Source organism: Roseovarius sp. D22-M7, assembly GCF_037083785.1.
Lineage (GTDB): Bacteria > Pseudomonadota > Alphaproteobacteria > Rhodobacterales > Rhodobacteraceae > Roseovarius.
This window is the reverse complement of record NZ_JBAPKY010000012.1, coordinates 64,659-79,215: the sequence shown is the minus strand read 5'-3', so window position 1 is coordinate 79,215 and position 14,557 is coordinate 64,659. Positions and strand designations below refer to the sequence as shown.

Sequence of the window (14,557 nt, the reverse complement as noted above, 5' to 3'; positions counted from 1 at the left end):
TCTTGCAGAGGTTGGGGCTGACTTTCCGGGGTGTTGAAAACTTTTCTTCTGAATCTCGACCGCTTTGCAGAGGATTCACCCGAAAAACATCTCGAGGGGCGGCAGGCGCGGCGATTTCACCGGCTTGGTCACGATATATGTGAAATAGCGCGCCAGCCCGATCCGCGCCTCGAGCATCCGGTCGATCAGCCGCTGATAGGCGTCGATGTCGCGCGTCACGATCTGCATCAGGTAGTCGAAGCCGCCGCCGAGGGCCCAGCAGGCCGTCACCTCGGGGTAGCGCTCCATGCTGTCCTCGAAGGCGTGGAATTTCGCCGGCGTGTGATCGGCCAATTCCACCGCGACGAACACGGTCACGAAGGGACCCAGCTTTTTCAGCGCGATCCGGGCGTTGTAGCCCTCGATCAGCCCGGCTTCTTCGAGGCGCCTCAGACGCTCCCAGCAGGGGCTGGCCGACAGGCCCACACGCGTCGCGAGATCCGCCTTGCTGATGCGCCCCTCGTCGGCCAGCACCCGCAGGATGTCGAGGTCGCGCGCATCTAGCTTCATGCGCGGATCACCGTACCCACGTCCCGCCCGGCCAGACGCTGCATCACGTGGCTGGCTATCGCTGTGTCCTGCACGCCGGTGCCGGTCAGGTCGCAGATCGTGATCTGCTCTTGCGTCTGCCGCCCCGTCGCGCGTCCGCGGATGACATCGCCCAGTTCCGGCGGCGTGCCCCGGTCCCATATCCCCGCGGCGATGGCGGCGCGCAGTTCGCCCAAGGTCTCGGCTTGTTCGGCGCGGTCGGCAACGTAGCGGTCCACACGCAGCAGGGCATCGGGGGCGATTTCGTTCTTTCCGGACTGGTCCGATCCCATGGCGGTGATGTGCAATCCGGGATGCAGCCACGCGGCCTGGATCACCGGCTGGCGCGCGGGCGTCGTGGTGATCACCAGCTGGCTGTCGCGAACCAGGTCTGCGGCTTGTGCGGCCACCTCCACATCGCAGCCAAGATCGCGCGCCAAGTCCTCGGCGCAGGCGCGCGCCTTGTCCGCGTCGCGCCCCCAGACAAGCAACCGCCCGAAGGGTCGCACCAGATGCGCCGCGCGGGCCTGAAGCCGCGCCTGTACCCCTGTACCGATCACCCCTGCGGTTTGTACATCTTCCGGGGCCAGATGTTTTGCGGCCACCGCGCCGGCCGCGGCCGTGCGCAGGTCCGTCAGGTAGCCATTGTCGAGAAACACCGCCTCGACCAGGCCGGTGGTCGCGGAAAACAGGATCATCAGCCCGTTGAGGCTGGGCAGGCCGAGCTTGGGGTTGTCGAAGAACCCCGGGCTGACCTTGATCGCAAACCCGCTCATCCCCGGAACATAGGCGGTCTTCACATCGACCTCCCCATGCGCCGCGGCCAGGTCCATCGACATCACCGGCGGCATCACCACGCCGCCATCCGACAGCGCGCCGAAGGCGTCCTCGATCACCCGAACGGTGTCGAGGTCGAGATCCACGGCCGCGCGCAACTCGCCCTCGGTCACGATACGGATGTCATGCGCCATAGGGCCGCCCCTTGATCGTGGTCTCGCCCAGTTGCACGTCCTGACCTGTAACGACGCGGGTGAACATCCCCATGTCGAGATTGCGCCCGGTAATGATGGTGGCGGTCGGCCCGCGCGCCGTGACCTTGCCGGTCAGAACCGCCGCAAGCCCCACGACGCAGGCGCCCTCGGCGACCATCCGATCCTCGTGATAAAGCACCTGCATCGCGTGATAGATCTCGTCCTCGGTGACCAGAACCACTTCATCTAGGAGGTCGCGGCACATCGCGAAGGTCAGCCGGTTCGCCATGCCGATCCCGCCACCAAGGCTGTCTGCGAGGCTCGCCACCTCTTCGACCTCGACAGGACGACCGGCGCGGATGCTTTCATACATCGCCGCGCCACGGTCCATGCTGATGCCGACCACGCGCAGCGACGGCTTGATCGCCTTGGCGGCCATTGCCACGCCCGCCGCCAGCCCGCCGCCCGAAAGCGGCACCAGCAGCGTTTCGACGTCGGGCCGCGCCGCCATGATCTCGAGGCCTATGGTGCCCTGCCCGGCAATCACCGATGGATCGTCGAAGGGCGATATCTCGGTCAGGCCGTCCTCGGCCACAAGCCGCGCGGCCTCGGCCTGCGCGTCGTCCTGGCTGCGGCCGACGATGCGCACCTCCGCACCCAAGGCGCGGATGCCGTCGACCTTGGTCTGCGGGACAAGCTCGGACATGCAGATCACCGCCCGCATGCCTCGCGCCTGCGCCGCATAGGCCACGCCGCGCCCATGATTGCCGGTCGAACAGCAGGTCACCCCCGCCGCCTCGCGGATCCCGGCCACGGCGTTGAGCGCGCCGCGCAGCTTAAACGCGCCGATGGGCTGCATGTTCTCGAGCTTCAGCAGGAATTCTTCGCCGCAGACCTGCTGCATGTGCAGCGAGGGAATCAACGGCGTGTGATCGGCGATGCCGGCGATCACCTTGGCGGCGGCATGAACATCGGCGAGAACGGGCTGCATCGCTGTCTCCTTCCACGGTATGCGCGCAATTTGCGCCCTGGCGGATCGGGCGTCAACTCCGGCGCCCGACGGGGCCAGAAAACGACGTGACGCGGCGCATTTCTTCGGGCAGGCTGCACCGGTAGGCCCGCGACCGGGCTGCACCCAACCCACGGGATACCTCAATGATCGAAAAAGACCTTCCCTTCTCCGACTTGGAATACCAGCGCCGCCTCGCCAAGACGCGCGACGCCATGGCCGCACGCGACCTCGACGTGCTCTTCGTGACCGATCCGTCGAACCAGCACTGGCTGACCGGGTATGACGGCTGGTCCTTCTACGTCCACCAGGGCGTGCTGGTCTTTCCCGAGGCCGACCCGATCTGGTGGGGCCGCAATCAGGACGCCAATGGCGGCGTGCGCACGGTCTGGATGACCGACGACCGGGTGATCGGCTACCCGGACAACTACGTCCAATCCACCGAGCGCCATCCGATGCAGGATCTCGCCGTGCGTCTTACCGGCATGGGTCTGGCGGACAAGCACATCGGCGTCGAGATGGACAATTACTATTTCTCGGCCAAGGCGATGGACGTGCTGCGCACCGAACTGCCCGGCGCGTCGTTCACGGATGTCACCGCGCTCGTGAACTGGCAGCGTGCGGTCAAGTCCGAAGAAGAGCTCGTCTTCATCCGCAAGGCCGCCGCGATCTCGGAGAAGATCACCGACGGGCTGATGGAACGGGTCGAGCCGGGTATCCCCAAGAACGAGATCGTGGCAGAGATTTTCCGCGACGCGATCCGCGGCGTCGAGGGTGCATGGGGCGATTACCCGGCGATCGTGCCGTTGCTGCCGTCGGGTTCCGATGCCGCGGCACCGCACCTGACGTGGAACGGGCGCGAGTTTGCCACCGGCGAGGCGACGTTCTTCGAGATCTCGGGCTGCTACCGGCGCTATCACTCGCCGTTCTGCCGCACACTGTTCCTGGGCAAGCCGCCGCAATTCCTGCTCGATGCCGAGACCGCGCTGGTCGAGGGACTCGAGGCCGGGCTCGAGGCCGCGCATGCCGGCAACCGCGCCTGTGACGTCGCCAACGCCCTCGCCGCACCGCTGGAGCGCGCGGGGATCGAACGCGGCGCGCGCTGCGGCTATCCCATCGGGCTTAGCTATCCCCCCGACTGGGGCGAGCGGACGATCAGCCTGCGCGCCGAGGACGAGACCGTGCTGGAACCGGGGATGACCTTCCACTTCATGCCCGGGCTCTGGATGTCGGACTGGGGGCTGGAGATCACCGAGTCGATCCTGATCAAGGAAGCGGGCCCGGCCGAGACCTTCTGCAACCGCCCGCGCAAAATGTTCGTCAAGGACTGAGACGCTTCGCCCGGCTTTAACGCCGTCGGTCTCCGCCGAAAACACCTCAGGGCCAGAAGAACCCATGCCTCGCGCACGGTTTCGTCTGGCATAGGTTATTCCGGAGAGCGCGAGGGGCCGCGCCCCTCACGCAAGCCTCAGGCGGCGGCCTGCATCAGGCCGTCGTCGCGGGTCAGCTTTTCTGCCTGGTCGAGGGACACCCACGCCCGTTCGATCAGCGTGTCGATCTCGTCCTTCTTGATCACCAGCGGCGGCGAGATGATCATCCGGTCGCCGACATGGCGCATCACGAGGTTGTTGTCGAAGCAACGCTCGCGGCAGATATAGCCCACGGTGCCCGGCTTCGAGGCGAACTTGGCGCGGCTGTCCTTGTGGGGGGTCAGCGCGAGCGCGCCCATCATGCCCTTGATCTGCGCCTCGCCGACCATCGGATGCGCGGCGAGGGTCTGCCATTTTTCCTTGAGGTAGGGAGCTGTTTCCTGCGCCACGCGCGTGACGATCTCTTCCTCTTCGAGAATGCGCAGGTTTTCCAGCGCCACGGCGCACGAGACCGGGTGACCGGAATAGGTGTAGCCGTGGCTGAATTCGCAGGCATTCATCACCTTTGCGATCTCGTCGGACACGATCGAGCCGCCGATCGGCGCGTAGCCAGAGCTCAGCCCCTTGGCGATCGTCATGATGTCGGGGCGGATCGAATAGGTCTGGCTGCCGAACCAGTTGCCGGTCCGCCCGAAGCCGCAGATCACCTCGTCGGCGATCAGCAGGATGCCATGCTCGTCGCAGATCCGCTGGATCTCGGGCCAATAGCTGTCGGGGGGCACGATCACGCCGCCCGCGCCCTGAACAGGCTCGGCGATGAAAGCGGCGACGCGGTGCGCGCCCAGCTCCTCGATCTTCGCCTCGAGCTGTCGCGCGCGCTCGATCCCGAAGGCCTCGGGGTCGGTATCGCCGCCCTCGCCGTACCAGTAGGGCTGATCGATATGGTGAATGTCGGGGATTGGCATGCCGCCCTGCGCGTGCATCCCGGCCATGCCGCCAAGGCTGCCGCTGCCGACGCTCGATCCGTGATAGGCGTTCTTGCGGCTGATGATGACATTGCGCTCGGGCTCGCCCATCTGTGCCCAGTAGGTGCGCACCATGCGAATATTGGTGTCGTTCGCCTCGGACCCGGATCCGGCAAAGAACACGTGGTTGAGATCACCGGGCGCCAGTTCGGCCAGTTTCGCGGCAAGCGCGATGGCGGGCACGTGGCTGGTCTGGAAAAACGTGTTGTAAAACGGCAGCTCGCGCATCTGGCGCGCGGCGGCCTCGGCCAGTTCGTCGCGCCCGTAACCGATATTGACGCACCACAGACCACCCATGGCATCGAGCATCTCGTTGCCGTCGCTGTCGGTCAGCGTGACCCCGTGGGCGCGGGTGATGATCCGCGCGCCCTTCTGCGCGAGCGCATCGCCATGAGTGAAAGGATGCATATGATGCGCCGCGTCGAGCGCCTGAAGCTCGGCGGTCGGCATGTGGTTCGTGATCAACGTCATGACGATTCCTCTCGGGGATATGTCGCCCGGAGCGGGCGCTTTCGACTGCGTCGCAGAATATGATCAAATTATGCGCTGTCAATCGAATCACGCCCCGGCGCGAAGGATTGGCGCACCTGTTCCATGCCCTGGGTCACGTCCTCGCGGATGGCCTCGGCGGCCGCCTCGGAGTCACCGGCGGCCATCGCACCCAGCATCTCCTTGTGCTTGTCGGGCAGGTTTCGGGTGCCGATCCGGCCGCAGACGACGCGCAAGGACGGCCCGAACCGCAGCCACAGCCCGTCCGCCACCGTCGCCAGTATGGGTGCGGCCGCAAGGGCATAGAGCGCGCTGTGAAAGCGGTAGTTCATCTCGAGATAGCCGCGCAGATCGCCCTGCGCGATCGCCCGGTCGAGATCGTCGTCGAGCGCCCTCAGATGCGCGAGATCGTCACCGGTCGCCCTTTTGGTGGCACGCATGGTCAGGCAGGGGTCAAGCCATTGGCGCGCAATGATCAACTCATCGATGTTGTCGACCGTGAGCAACGGCACGCTGACCCGCCTGTTGCCCTGGAATTCGAGCGCGCCCTCGGCGATCAGGCGGCGGATCGCCTCTCGCACCGGGGTCATGCCGGCGTTCAGGCGGTCGGACAGGCCCTGGATGGTCACCGGCTGCCCCGGTGCGAGGTCGCCGAAGAGCACCAGCGCGCGCAATTGCCGATGGATCACCTCATGCGCCGGCAGGCGCAGGGCGGCGGTGTCCTGACTGCTCGATTTGCGGGCGCGTTCTGGCATGTGCGGCGGACCTCGATCGCTGGCTCTCATTTCGACACTTGGCATTTTAGCGGCTGCATGAAAGCATTACCATGTTGCCATGCCCGGAAATCTTTGATCACATCGCCTGATGACCGGGCCCAGAAAAGACAGAACCGACGGGAGACTTTCATGCGCTACACGATGCTGACCGCCACCGCGACCCTTGCCCTCGGCACCTTCGCCGCCACTGCGCAAGAGGTGCGGGTTTACAACTGGTCCGATTACATCGACGAGGAACTGCTCACGAAATTCGAGGAGCAGACCGGCCTCGACCTGATCTACGACGTGTTCGACAGCAACGAACTGCTCGAGACCAAGATGCTCGCTGGCGGCTCGGGCTACGACGTCGTGGTGCCCACCGGCAGCTTTCTGGTGCGCCAGATCCAGGCCGGTGCGTTTCAAAAGCTCGACTACGACAAGCTGCCGAATGCCGACAACCTCTGGGACGTGATCAAGGAGCGTCTGAAGGGCTACGATGCGAATGTGGCGATCAACGACTACGCCATCAATTACATGTGGGGTACCACAGGGCTGGGCGTGAATACCGGCAAGGTCGCGGAGGTGCTGGGCGAGGACGCGCCGATCGAGAGCCTCGCACTGGTCTTCGAGCCGGAGAACATGGAAAAGCTGGCCGAATGCGGCGTGCATTTCCTCGACGCGCCGGACGAGGTGCTGCCGGCCGCGCTGACCTATCTCGGGCACGATCCCAACAGCACCGACGAGGACGAACTCGAGGCTGCGGGCGAGCTGCTGATGTCGGTGCGCCCGTATGTTCAAAAGTTCCACAGCAGCGAATACATCAACGGGCTTGCCAATGGCGATATCTGCGTGGCCATGGGCTGGTCGGGCGACGTGCTGCAGGCCCGAGACCGCGCGGCCGCCGCCGGCAACGATGTGAAAATTGCCTACAACCCGCCCAAGGAGGGTGCGGTGATGTGGTTCGACATGATGGCGATCCCCGTCGACGCCCCCAATCCCGATGGCGCGCACAAGTTCCTGAACTTCATGATGGATGCCGAGAACATGGCGCAGGCGTCGAACTACGTCTATTACGCCAACGGCAACAAGGCCTCGCAGCAGTATCTCAACGACGATGTCATCAACGACCCGGCGATCTATCCGCCCGAGGACGCGCTCGAGAACACCTATATCAAGAAACCCTACGGCATGCGCGACCAACGCACGGTCACGCGGCTTTGGACCCGGATCAAGTCCGGCACCTGAGCGGATGAAACGATGCCTCGCGCGGGGGATGTAACCCCGTGCGAGGCTTTTTGACTCCAGCCGGGGAGCGGCATGTCACAAACCGTTTTCGAGCCGTGGAACGATCCGACCGCTAAGCCCCTGATCCAGTTCAGGAACGTTACCAAGCGCTTCGGCGACTTCGTGGCGATCGACGACCAGAGCTTCGACATCTACGAAAAGGAATTCTTCGCGCTGCTTGGGCCTTCGGGCTGTGGCAAGACGACGATGATGCGGATGCTCGCCGGCTTCGAGACACCGACCGAGGGCAGCATCCTGCTCAACGGTCGGGACATCGCCCCGATCCCGCCCAACAAGCGCGCCGTCAACATGATGTTCCAGTCCTATGCGCTGTTCCCGCATCTGACGGTCTGGGACAATATCGCCTTCGGGCTGAAACGCGCGGGCATGCCCAAGGCCGAGATTACGGCGCGGGTCGAAGAGATGCTCAAGCTGACGCGGCTGGAGAAATTCGCGCGGCGCAAGCCCCACCAGATCTCGGGCGGAGAGCGGCAGCGCGTGGCGCTCGCCCGGTCACTGGCCAAGGCGCCCAAGCTGCTCTTGTTGGACGAGCCGCTCGGCGCGCTCGACGCCAAGCTGCGGCAGGCCACGCAGTTTGAACTGATGGACATTCAGGAGACGACCGGCACCACCTTCGTGATCGTCACTCACGACCAGGAGGAGGCGATGACGGTGGCGTCGCGCGTGGCGGTTATGGATACCGGCCGGATCATCCAGGCCGACACGCCGCAAACCATCTACGAGATGCCGGCATCGCGCTACGTGGCCGATTTCATCGGCGAGGTGAACCTCATCGAGGGGATGGCCAAGGCGCGCGAGCCCGCCACCGATCCGGCGCCACAGGCAAAGGGCGCCAAGGCCTCGGCACAGGCAACACCGGCGGCCGCCGGGGTGCTTCCTGCGCCTCAACCCAATGACCGCGGCAAGCGGCTGCACGACCGGTTGCTGAAATACTTCATCGGGCCGCGCAGCGAGGCGCCGCGGCAGCTTCCACCGCCCGCCGCGACCGAGACACCCGCCGAGGCGCCCGGCCCCATCGAGCCCGGCGGCATCACCATCGACTGGGCTGACGGGCAGCCGCCGCTGATCGCCAGCAACGGCGACCCGTCATTTGACGGCCAGCGCGTCACCCTCGCGCTGCGCCCCGAAAAACTGGGGATCTCCAAGACGCGGCCCGACGCGGCCAACGCGTTTCAGGGCAAGGTGATCGACATCGCCTACCTAGGCAACCTGTCCACGTATCATGTCGAGATCGCGGGTGGCCTCATGGCCAAGATCCAGATGGCCAACACCCGCCGCGTCGCACAACGCGACATCACCTGGGAAGACACGGTCTGGATCAGCTTTCGCGAAACCGCCGGCGTGGTGCTGACCGAATGAGACGCGCCGCCCTCATCCTTGTGCCCTATCTTTGGCTGCTGGTGCTGTTCCTGGTGCCGTTCCTCATCGTGTTCAAGATCTCGCTGTCGGACATCGCCCTCGCGATCCCGCCCTACACGCCGACGCTCGATCTCTCCGCGGGGTGGCAGGGCCTCAAGGACTTCGTCTCGCAGCTCGATTTCGAGAATTACGTGTTTCTCACCGAGGACGATCTCTACTGGAAGGCGTACCTGTCATCGGTCCGGATCGCGGTGATCGCGACGGCGCTGACGCTTCTGGTCGGGTATCCGATCGCCTACGGCATGGCCAGTGCCCCCGATCACTGGCGCCCGACCCTGATGATGCTGGTGATCCTGCCCTTCTGGACCTCGTTCCTGATCCGCGTCTATTCGTGGATGGGGATCCTCTCGACCGAGGGCTATCTCAACCAGGTCCTGCTGGCCCTCGGGGTCATCTCGTCGCCGCTGACCATCCTCAACACCAACGCGGCCGTCTATATCGGCATCGTCTATACCTACATGCCCTTCATGATCCTGCCGATCTATTCCACGCTCGAGCGGATGGACGGCTCGCTTCTGGAAGCGGCCGAGGATCTGGGCTGTTCGCGGATCAAGGCGTTCTGGCTGATCACCGTGCCGCTGTCCAAAGCAGGCATCATCGCGGGCTGTTTCCTGGTCCTGATCCCCACCATCGGCGAGTTCGTGATCCCCTCGCTTCTGGGCGGCTCGGAGACGCTGATGATCGGCAAGGTCCTGTGGGAGGAATTCTTCAACAACCGCGACTGGCCGGTGGCGAGCGCGGTGGCGATCATCCTGCTTCTGATCCTCGTCATCCCCATCGTGCTGTTCCAGCGCAACCTTGAAAAACAGAGGGAGTCCGAGGGATGAGCCGTCGGTCGCAGGCGAAATCCTTGAAGGATTTCGATCCGATTTCCTTGCGGGAAATCGGCGGCCCGGGGGAAGTCGCATGAGGCGCATGACCTGGTTCAACGCGACCTCCCTGACGCTCGGCTTCGCGTTCCTCTACCTACCGATGATCATCCTGATCGTCTACAGCTTCAACGCGTCGCAGCTGGTGACGGTCTGGGGCGGGTTCTCAACGAAATGGTACGGCACGCTGATCCGCAACGACGCCTTTCTCGATGCGGCCTGGGTGACGCTTCAGGTGGCGGTGGTGTCGTCGACCGTCGCCACGGTTCTGGGTACCATGGCCGCGCTGGTGCTGGTCCGGGCCGGGCGGTTTCCCGGTCGCACCCTGTTTTCGGGCATGATCTATGCGCCATTGGTGATGCCAGAGGTGATCACCGGCCTGTCGCTGTTGCTGCTCTTCATCGGCATCGGGCTGGATCGCGGCATCTTCACCATCATCCTCGCGCATACCACGTTCTCGATGTGCTTCGTGTCTGTGGTCGTCTCGTCGCGCCTCGTCAGTTTCGACATGTCGCTCGAGGAGGCGGCGCGCGATCTGGGCTGCTCGTCCTTCGACGCGTTCCGCCTCGTCACGCTGCCCATCATCGCGCCGGCGGTCATCTCGGGCTGGTTGCTGGCGTTCACCCTGTCGCTCGACGACCTTGTGATCGCGTCGTTCACCGCCGGCCCGTCGGCCACCACCCTGCCGATCAAGATCTGGTCCTCGATCCGGCTGGGGGTCAGCCCCGAGATCAACGCGCTGTCGACGATCATGATCGGCATCGTCGCCGTGGGGGTGATCACCGCATCGCTGATCACCAAGCGTGCCAGCCTGCGCCAACAAGCCGACGAACGCGCCGCCGTCCACACATGACCCGGATCTATCCCGCGCATGCCTACGGCGCCGGCCCGCGCGCCCGGTGCTTCTGGACGGACACCGTCACGGCGCCCGATTACCCGGCGGCCGCGGGCGCGATCTCCTGCGACGTGGCGATCGTCGGCGCGGGGTTCACCGGGCTGTCGGCCGCGCTGCACCTGGCCGAGGCCGGGCAGGATGTGCGCGTGTTCGAGGCCCGGACCCCCGGCTGGGGGGCCTCGGGGCGCAATGGCGGTTTTTGCTGCCTCGGGGGGTCCGCGGCCGCTGACGGGGTTCTGCGCAAGACCCATGGCGAGGAGGCCCGCCGCGAGTATCGCCGCACAGAGGTGGCCGCGGCCCGCTTCGCTCGCGACCTGATCGCGCGCCACGGGATCGAGGCAGACCTGCATTCCGAGGGCGAAACGCTGATGGCCCACATCCCGCGCGCCGCGCGCGGCCTCGCGGCGCGCGCAGCACGTATCAAGGCCGATTACGGCATCACACCGCAGCTGATCGAAGGCCCGGAACTGGCGCAGATGGGAATGAAGGGGCCGTTCCACGCGGCGCTGACCACGCCCGAGGGCGTGGCGCTCAACCCGATGAAATACACCTTGGGATTGGCAGCGGCGGCGACGCGCGCCGGGGCACGGATCCACGCGCAATCGCCCGTCACCGCGATCCGTCAGGGGGGTGGCTTCCAGCTGGAAACGCCGCAGGCGCGCATCACCGCCCGGCGCATGATCGTGGCGACAAACGGCTATTCGTCGGACGACCTGCCCGACTGGATGCGCGCGCGCTACCTGCCGACGCAATCAGGCGTGATCGTGACCCGCCAGATGACCGACGCAGAGCTGGCCGCGCAGGGCTGGACGACGCGCCAGATGTGCTATGACGACCGGTTCTTCCTGCATTACTTCCGCCTGATGCCCGACAACCGGATGCTGTTCGGGATGCGCGGCGGGCTGTTCTCGTCGCCGCGCTTCGACGCCCGCATGGAGCGCACGATCCGCGCGCATTTCGACGCGATGTTCCCGGCCTGGCGCGATGTCGAGACGCTGCATCGTTGGAACGGCCTGCTGTCACTGTCGCCTGACCTGACGCCCTATGCCGGACCGATCCCGGACATGCCGGGCGCCTTTACCGGGCTTAGCTATCACGGCAACGGCGTGGCCATGGGCAGCTATGCCGGCGCGCTTCTGGCGGATCTGGCGATGGACCGCACGCCGCGCCACCCCTATCCGCTGATCCTGCGCACCCCGCCGCGCCGGTGGCCGTTGGGACGGCTGCGGCGCGCAATGCTCTGGCCACCCTACGCGCTTGCGACGCTGACCGGCGGATAGGTGACCGATATAGGTCTGTTGCCCGCCCCCCTACTCCGGCGTCCGGGCCGAACGCGCCTTGTTGCGCCGGATGCCGAGCTGACGCTCGCGCAGGATGATGAGGATACCGGCGAGGATAACCAGCGACGCCCCCGACAGCATCGCCACCGTAGGCATCTCGCCGAAGACGAAATACCCGATCCCGAGGGCCATGAGGATCGAGGCATAATCGAACGGGGCCACGACGCTGGCATCGGCGAAACGGTAGGACGAGGTCAGGAAGATCTGTCCAAGACCGCCCAAGACCCCGGCGAGAACCAGCAAGCCGAACTCGGGCGCGGAGGGCAGCACCCAGCCGAACGGGATCGTCAACAGCGACAGCCCCGCTGCGGTGAGGGAAAAGAAGAACACGATCGCGCTGGTCTCTTCGGTCTGCACCAGCTTGCGCACGTAGATCTGCGCGAGGGCGGCGCACATCGCCCCGCTCAGCGCCAGCAACGCGCCCACGGCCTCGACGGTTTGCACGGTGGGCCCGCTGAGCGCCGTCAGCCGCGGGGCAAGCACGATCAGCACGCCGGCAAGCCCGAGCGCCACGGCACCGATCCGGACCATGCCCACGCGTTCATCGAGGAACATCGCGGCGAAGATCACCACCAGAAGCGGCGCGGCATAACCCAAGGCGGTCACCTCGGGCAGCGGCAAGAGCCCGAGCGCGGCAAAACCGAGCCCCATGGCGGCTGTGCCGACGAAGCCACGCCAGAAATGATTCATCGGCGAGCGGACCTTCAGCCCGGTGCGCAGATCGCCGCGCAATGCCAGCCAGAAAAGGATCACCGGGATCGCAAAGAACGAGCGGAAGAAGACCGCCTCGCCCGGCGGCACATGGGCTGACGTCGCCTTGATCAGCGACGCCATGGTTATGAACAGCGTCACCGAACACAGCTTGAGCGCGATCCCGGTCATCGGCCGGGCGCGCGCCGACGGGGCCGCAGTCAACTGTCAGGCGTCCGTCTCTGCCTCCTTGCGCGGAAGGACCCAGTCAGGGCGCGGGAAATGGCAGGTATAGCCGTTCGGAAACTTTTTCAGGTAATCCTGATGCTCGGGCTCGGCCTCCCAGAAATCGCCGACCGGTTCGACCTCGGTCACCACCTTGCCGGGCCAGAGGCCGCTGGCCTCGACATCGGCGATGGTGCGCAGCGCCTCGTCTTTTTGGGCGTCCGAGCAATAGTAGATCGCCGATCGATAGCTCATCCCGACGTCGTTGCCCTGGCGGTTGGGCGTGGTCGGGTCGTGGATCTGGAAGAACACCTCGAGGATGCGCCGATAGCTGATCCTTTCGGGATCGAAGATGATCTCGATCCCCTCGGCATGGGTCCCGTGATTGCGATAGGTCGCATTCGGAACATCGCCGCCGGTGTAGCCCACGCGGGTCGATATCACGCCGTCGAGCTTGCGGATCAGATCCTGCATGCCCCAGAAACAGCCGCCTGCAAGTACTGCACGTTCGCTCATGTCACGTCCTCCACCTGGTCGAGATACGCACCGTATCCCTCTGCGTCCATGTCGTCGCGGTGAATGAATCGCAGGCTGGCCGAATTGATGCAATAGCGCAGCCCGCCCCGGTCTTGCGGCCCGTCGGGAAAGACGTGCCCCAGATGGCTGTCGCCATGCGCGCTGCGTACCTCGGTGCGCACCGTCCCGAGCGAGGCGTCGCGGTGTTCGGTGACATGCGCGGGCTCGATCGGCTTGGTGAAGCTGGGCCAGCCACAGCCCGAATCATACTTGTCGGCACTCGCGAAAAGCGGCTCTCCGCTGACGATGTCGACATAGATGCCGGGCTCCCTGTTGCCGAGATACTTGCCCGTCCCCGGGCGCTCTGTGGCGTTCTGCTGCGTCACCCGGTATTCCTCGGGTGAAAGGGCTGCGATCCGGTCCGGATTCTTTCGATAGTCGCTCACGTCACGTCCTCCTGTATTTCCTCTTGTCTGAGTTCCGATATAGGTCCCGACGCGACATCAAACAGGGGCCAGAGTGATCCGTCTCTTTGCGCGGTCCGTAGAGATGGCTAACTTCATGAGAGGATTATCATGCGCTTCATCGTCGCCTTCGCCTGTGCCATTCTCGCCCTTCCCGCCGCAGCGCTCAATCTGGACGCAGCCTTCGACAGCATCGATGGAGGAGACCTGCGCATCTCCGATTGGCGTGGGCAGCCGGTGCTCGTGGTCAACACGGCGTCGCGCTGCGGGTTCACGCATCAGTATGACGGCTTGCAGACGCTTTACGACAGCTACCGCGACCGCGGCCTTGTCGTGCTGGCGGTGCCGTCCAACGATTTCCGGCAGGAGTTGTCGAGCGATCAAGAGGTCAAGGAGTTCTGCGAGGTGAACTTCGGCCTCGACATCCCCATGACGACCATCACGCCGGTGCGCGGTACCGCGGCGCATCCGTTCTACACCTCGCTTGACGAGGAGGCGGGCTTTGCGCCGTCGTGGAACTTCAACAAGGTGCTGATCGCTCCGGATGGAAGCGTCGCGGGCACGTGGGGATCGGCGGAACGGCCCACCTCGCAAGGCATGACGCGGGCGATCGAGGCGCTGCTGCCCTGACATCACGGGCGCGGCCCG

At 65.2% G+C, this 14,557-nt stretch carries 15 protein-coding genes; 7 read left to right on the top strand and 8 right to left on the bottom strand.

Annotated elements, in window-relative coordinates; all coding sequences use genetic code 11:
* Positions 1 to 75: 75 nt before the first annotated feature.
* The 3 genes from V8324_RS07855 to eutB are packed head-to-tail and all read right to left on the bottom strand — an operon-like array spanning position 76 to position 2,529.
* Positions 76 to 549 (bottom strand): Lrp/AsnC family transcriptional regulator, encoded by a 474-nt coding sequence (locus V8324_RS07855; protein WP_336419379.1) that lies wholly within the window; start codon positions 547 to 549, stop codon positions 76 to 78.
* The gene (locus tag V8324_RS07850; protein WP_336419378.1) at positions 546 to 1,538 is read right to left on the bottom strand and encodes a cyclodeaminase; all 993 of its coding nucleotides are present in this window, start codon (positions 1,536 to 1,538) and stop codon (positions 546 to 548) included. Before V8324_RS07850 ends, V8324_RS07855 begins: the two co-directional genes overlap by 4 nt.
* Complete coding sequence (eutB, locus tag V8324_RS07845) at positions 1,528 to 2,529, bottom strand: hydroxyectoine utilization dehydratase EutB (protein WP_336419377.1); 1,002 nt, start codon at positions 2,527 to 2,529, stop codon at positions 1,528 to 1,530. The genes V8324_RS07850 and eutB overlap by 11 nt, the downstream gene beginning before the upstream one ends.
* A 164-nt stretch (positions 2,530 to 2,693) precedes the next feature.
* On the opposite strand from eutB, the gene V8324_RS07840 reads away from it, so the two are divergent.
* Positions 2,694 to 3,878 carry a M24 family metallopeptidase gene (locus V8324_RS07840; protein WP_336419376.1) on the top strand — a complete coding sequence of 395 codons (1,185 nt, stop codon included), beginning with the start codon at positions 2,694 to 2,696 and terminating at the stop codon, positions 3,876 to 3,878.
* A gap of 137 nt (positions 3,879 to 4,015) precedes the next feature.
* On the opposite strand, the gene V8324_RS07835 is transcribed toward V8324_RS07840, so the two are convergent.
* Both V8324_RS07835 and V8324_RS07830 read right to left on the bottom strand, forming a co-directional pair.
* Positions 4,016 to 5,413: an aspartate aminotransferase family protein gene (locus V8324_RS07835; RefSeq protein WP_336419375.1), complete on the bottom strand. Its 1,398-nt coding sequence runs from the start codon at positions 5,411 to 5,413 to the stop codon at positions 4,016 to 4,018.
* Positions 5,414 to 5,481: 68 nt separating this feature from the next.
* Positions 5,482 to 6,186, bottom strand: coding sequence for a GntR family transcriptional regulator (locus tag V8324_RS07830; protein ID WP_336419374.1), 705 nt, complete (start codon positions 6,184 to 6,186; stop codon positions 5,482 to 5,484).
* Positions 6,187 to 6,336: 150 nt separating this feature from the next.
* On the opposite strand from V8324_RS07830, the gene V8324_RS07825 reads away from it, so the two are divergent.
* From V8324_RS07825 to V8324_RS07805, 5 genes are all read left to right on the top strand, one after another.
* Complete coding sequence (locus V8324_RS07825; protein ID WP_336419373.1) at positions 6,337 to 7,431, top strand: polyamine ABC transporter substrate-binding protein; 1,095 nt, start codon at positions 6,337 to 6,339, stop codon at positions 7,429 to 7,431.
* A 72-nt stretch (positions 7,432 to 7,503) separates the two neighbouring features.
* Entirely contained in the window at positions 7,504 to 8,850 is a 1,347-nt protein-coding gene (locus V8324_RS07820; RefSeq protein WP_336419372.1) for an ABC transporter ATP-binding protein, read from the top strand.
* Positions 8,847 to 9,737: an ABC transporter permease subunit gene (locus V8324_RS07815; RefSeq protein WP_336419371.1), complete on the top strand. Its 891-nt coding sequence runs from the start codon at positions 8,847 to 8,849 to the stop codon at positions 9,735 to 9,737. Before V8324_RS07820 ends, V8324_RS07815 begins: the two co-directional genes overlap by 4 nt.
* A gap of 79 nt (positions 9,738 to 9,816) precedes the next feature.
* Positions 9,817 to 10,632 carry an ABC transporter permease gene (locus tag V8324_RS07810; protein ID WP_336419370.1) on the top strand — a complete coding sequence of 272 codons (816 nt, stop codon included), beginning with the start codon at positions 9,817 to 9,819 and terminating at the stop codon, positions 10,630 to 10,632.
* Positions 10,629 to 11,954: an NAD(P)/FAD-dependent oxidoreductase gene (locus V8324_RS07805; protein WP_336419369.1), complete on the top strand. Its 1,326-nt coding sequence runs from the start codon at positions 10,629 to 10,631 to the stop codon at positions 11,952 to 11,954. Before V8324_RS07810 ends, V8324_RS07805 begins: the two co-directional genes overlap by 4 nt.
* 30 nt (positions 11,955 to 11,984) lie before the next feature.
* Here the strand turns inward: V8324_RS07805 and V8324_RS07800 are convergent, their stop codons facing one another.
* The 3 genes from V8324_RS07800 to msrB are packed head-to-tail and all read right to left on the bottom strand — an operon-like array spanning position 11,985 to position 13,891.
* Positions 11,985 to 12,896, bottom strand: coding sequence for a DMT family transporter (locus tag V8324_RS07800; RefSeq protein WP_336419392.1), 912 nt, complete (start codon positions 12,894 to 12,896; stop codon positions 11,985 to 11,987).
* A 36-nt stretch (positions 12,897 to 12,932) separates the two neighbouring features.
* Positions 12,933 to 13,445 (bottom strand): peptide-methionine (S)-S-oxide reductase MsrA, encoded by a 513-nt coding sequence (gene msrA / locus V8324_RS07795; protein ID WP_336419368.1) that lies wholly within the window; start codon positions 13,443 to 13,445, stop codon positions 12,933 to 12,935.
* Entirely contained in the window at positions 13,442 to 13,891 is a 450-nt protein-coding gene (msrB, locus tag V8324_RS07790; RefSeq protein ID WP_336419367.1) for a peptide-methionine (R)-S-oxide reductase MsrB, read from the bottom strand. Before msrB ends, msrA begins: the two co-directional genes overlap by 4 nt.
* 129 nt (positions 13,892 to 14,020) lie before the next feature.
* Between msrB and V8324_RS07785 the strand changes: the two genes are divergently transcribed.
* Positions 14,021 to 14,539 carry a glutathione peroxidase gene (locus V8324_RS07785; RefSeq protein WP_336419366.1) on the top strand — a complete coding sequence of 173 codons (519 nt, stop codon included), beginning with the start codon at positions 14,021 to 14,023 and terminating at the stop codon, positions 14,537 to 14,539.
* Positions 14,540 to 14,557 lie beyond the last annotated feature (18 nt).

Coding starts and splice junctions, on each gene's coding strand:
- V8324_RS07855 (WP_336419379.1), bottom strand. CDS start 549: ATGAAGCTAGATGCGCGCGACCTCGACATCCTGCGGGTGCTGGCCGAC.
- V8324_RS07805 (WP_336419369.1), top strand. CDS start 10,629: ATGACCCGGATCTATCCCGCGCATGCCTACGGCGCCGGCCCGCGCGCC.
- V8324_RS07800 (WP_336419392.1), bottom strand. CDS start 12,896: ATGACCGGGATCGCGCTCAAGCTGTGTTCGGTGACGCTGTTCATAACC.
- msrA (WP_336419368.1), bottom strand. CDS start 13,445: ATGAGCGAACGTGCAGTACTTGCAGGCGGCTGTTTCTGGGGCATGCAG.
- V8324_RS07830 (WP_336419374.1), bottom strand. CDS start 6,186: ATGCCAGAACGCGCCCGCAAATCGAGCAGTCAGGACACCGCCGCCCTG.
- V8324_RS07825 (WP_336419373.1), top strand. CDS start 6,337: ATGCGCTACACGATGCTGACCGCCACCGCGACCCTTGCCCTCGGCACC.
- V8324_RS07840 (WP_336419376.1), top strand. CDS start 2,694: ATGATCGAAAAAGACCTTCCCTTCTCCGACTTGGAATACCAGCGCCGC.
- V8324_RS07815 (WP_336419371.1), top strand. CDS start 8,847: ATGAGACGCGCCGCCCTCATCCTTGTGCCCTATCTTTGGCTGCTGGTG.
- V8324_RS07810 (WP_336419370.1), top strand. CDS start 9,817: ATGAGGCGCATGACCTGGTTCAACGCGACCTCCCTGACGCTCGGCTTC.
- V8324_RS07850 (WP_336419378.1), bottom strand. CDS start 1,538: ATGGCGCATGACATCCGTATCGTGACCGAGGGCGAGTTGCGCGCGGCC.
- V8324_RS07820 (WP_336419372.1), top strand. CDS start 7,504: ATGTCACAAACCGTTTTCGAGCCGTGGAACGATCCGACCGCTAAGCCC.
- eutB (WP_336419377.1), bottom strand. CDS start 2,529: ATGCAGCCCGTTCTCGCCGATGTTCATGCCGCCGCCAAGGTGATCGCC.
- V8324_RS07835 (WP_336419375.1), bottom strand. CDS start 5,413: ATGACGTTGATCACGAACCACATGCCGACCGCCGAGCTTCAGGCGCTC.
- V8324_RS07785 (WP_336419366.1), top strand. CDS start 14,021: ATGCGCTTCATCGTCGCCTTCGCCTGTGCCATTCTCGCCCTTCCCGCC.